3 protein-coding genes are annotated in these 2,331 nt (G+C 67.7%); 1 reads left to right on the top strand and 2 read right to left on the bottom strand.

Annotated features, from left to right (window positions below):
- A partial coding sequence (locus JMF90_RS33830) for an oxidoreductase C-terminal domain-containing protein (RefSeq protein WP_201326055.1) occupies window positions 1–653 on the top strand: 653 nt, incomplete at its 5' end.
- Between the two features lie 42 nt (window positions 654–695).
- Here JMF90_RS33830 and JMF90_RS33825 read toward each other — a convergent pair.
- Both JMF90_RS33825 and JMF90_RS33820 read right to left on the bottom strand, forming a co-directional pair.
- Window positions 696–1,412 (bottom strand): MIP/aquaporin family protein, encoded by a 717-nt coding sequence (locus JMF90_RS33825; protein ID WP_011546148.1) that lies wholly within the window; start codon window positions 1,410–1,412, stop codon window positions 696–698.
- 80 nt (window positions 1,413–1,492) lie between these two features.
- Window positions 1,493–2,331, bottom strand: an 839-nt coding sequence (locus tag JMF90_RS33820; protein WP_268906085.1) for an FGGY-family carbohydrate kinase, incomplete at its 5' end; no start/stop codon positions are given.

Raw genomic sequence — 2,331 nt, 5'->3', positions numbered from 1 at the left:
TGAACCGAAAGCCGGTTGCGATCGAGCGGACGTCGGGCGGTGCGCTGGCCGTCGTGCTCGACGACGGCGACACGCTGCTCGCCGACACGGTCGTGGCCGGTATCGGCATCGAACCGGCCGATGAACTGGCACGCGATGCGGGCCTCGCGGTCGAGCGCGGCATCGTCGTGAATGCGCAGCTCGAGACGTCGGCGCGCGGCATCTACGCGGCCGGCGACGTCGCGGTGTTTCCGAGCGCGTTATCGGGCCAGCTGGTTCGACAGGAGACCTGGCACGGCGCCGAGACGCAAGCGCACGTCGCCGCCCGCAACATGCTCGGTGCGGCCGAAGCGTATCGCGACATGCCGTGGTTCTGGTCGGATCAATACGATGCGCAGTTGCAGGTGGCCGGGGAGCCGGCGCTCGGTACGCAGTCGGTCGCACGCAGCCTTGGCGACGATGCGGAAATCCATTTCCATTTCGATGCGCTCGCGCGGCTCGTCGCGGTGAGCGGCTTCGGGCGGGCGGCGGGATTCGTGAAGGAAATGCGCGTGGCGAGGATGCTGGTCGAACGCGGGATCGACGTGACGCCGGCGGCGGTCGCGGACGTCGACGTGAAGCTGAAATCGCTGGTGACGGCCGTGAATGACCGGCAGAAGAAAGGAGGGGAGTAAAGCGCGCGGCAGCGAACGCCGCGCGCTTCGTTCAAACCGCGATCAGGCCATCGCGTGCAGGCGCAGATACAGGCCGGCTGCCGCCGCGCCGCCGAGCAGCGGGCCGACGACGGGCACCCACGCATAGCGCCAGTCGCTGTCGCGCTTGCCGGGAATCGGCAGCAGCGCATGCATGATGCGCGGCGACAGGTCGCGTGCGGGGCTCATCGCATAGCCGGTCGGGCCGCCGAGCGAGATGCCGATGCCGAGCACCAGCAGGCCGACGGGCAGCGCGTCGAGTGCGCCGAGGCCGACTTGCGGCGACGCGAGATACAGGACGCCGAGGATCAGCACGAACGTGCAGATCGCTTCGGTCAGCACGTTGTGCGTGGTGCTGCGGATCGCCGGCGCCGTGCAGAACACCGCGAGCTTCAGGTCGGCATCGGCTTCCTTCGCGAAGTGCTGGCGATACGCGAGCCACACGAGCAGCGCGCCCGCCATCCCGCCGAGCATCTGCGCGAGCACGTAGCCGCCGACTTTCGACCACGCGAACTTGCCCGCGAGCGCGAGGCTGATCGTGACGATCGGGTTCAGGTGCGCGCCGCTGAACGACGCGGTCACGTAGACCGCGACGAATACCGCCATCGCCCAGCCCATCACGATCACGATCAGGTCCGCGCCTTTGCCCTTGGTCTTTGCAAGCAGCACGTTTGCGACCGCGCCGTTGCCGAGCAGCACGAGGATCGCCGTGCCGATGAATTCTGCAATATAAGGTGACATGATTGTCTCTCGAAGTCACGGCGGACTCGCGCATCGCGCGGTCCGCCGGTGTTGTTGTATTTCGTTTGGTTTTATTCGGATTACTGGGTGTCGTCGGCCCATGCCTTCGCGGCGCGCACCGCACGCTGCCAGCCGGCCATGCGCTGCTCGACCTGCTCCTTCGGCATCGACGGTGCGAAGCGGCGATCGAGCTGCCACTGGTCGCGCACTTCGTCGAGGTTCTTCCAGTAGCCGATCGCGAGACCCGCGAGGTAGGCCGCGCCGAGCGCGGTCGTCTCGGTGATCTGCGGACGCACCGCGTCGACGCCGAGCAGGTCGGCCTGGAACTGCATCAGCAGGTCGTTCGCGCTGGCGCCGCCATCGACGCGCAACTCGCCGATGCTGATACCCGAATCGGCTTCCATCGCGGCCAGCACGTCGAGCGACTGATACGCGATCGCATCGAGCGCCGCGCGCGCGAGATGCGCGGCGCTCGTACCGCGCGTGACGCCGAACACCGAGCCGCGCGCCCGCGCGTTCCAGTGCGGCGCGCCGAGACCGGCGAACGCGGGCACGAGATACACGCCGTCGGTGTGCGGCACGCTCGCGGCGAGCGCCTCGATTTCCGCGGCCGTCTTGATGAGGCCGACGCCGTCGCGCAGCCACTGCACGACCGCGCCCGCGATGAAGATGCTGCCTTCGAGCGCGTACTGCACGTCATCGCCGATCTGCCAGGCGATCGTCGTGACGAGGTTGTTCTTCGATTCGATCGGCTTGTCGCCGGTGTTCATCATCAGGAAGCAGCCGGTGCCGTAGGTGTTCTTCACCATGCCCGACGTCGTGCACATCTGGCCGAACAGCGCCGCGTGCTGGTCGCCGGCGATGCCCGCGAGCGGGATCTTCGACGCGAACACGGTGGTCTTGGTGTGGCCGTAGATTT

The organism is Burkholderia sp. E168m23, from assembly GCF_016586125.1.
GTDB classification, from domain to species: domain Bacteria; phylum Pseudomonadota; class Gammaproteobacteria; order Burkholderiales; family Burkholderiaceae; genus Burkholderia; species Burkholderia orbicola.
The sequence above is the reverse complement of the archived record's forward strand: the minus strand, read 5'-3'. Positions and strand labels throughout refer to the sequence as shown.

Coding starts and splice junctions, on each gene's coding strand:
- JMF90_RS33825 (WP_011546148.1), bottom strand. CDS start 1,412: ATGTCACCTTATATTGCAGAATTCATCGGCACGGCGATCCTCGTGCTG.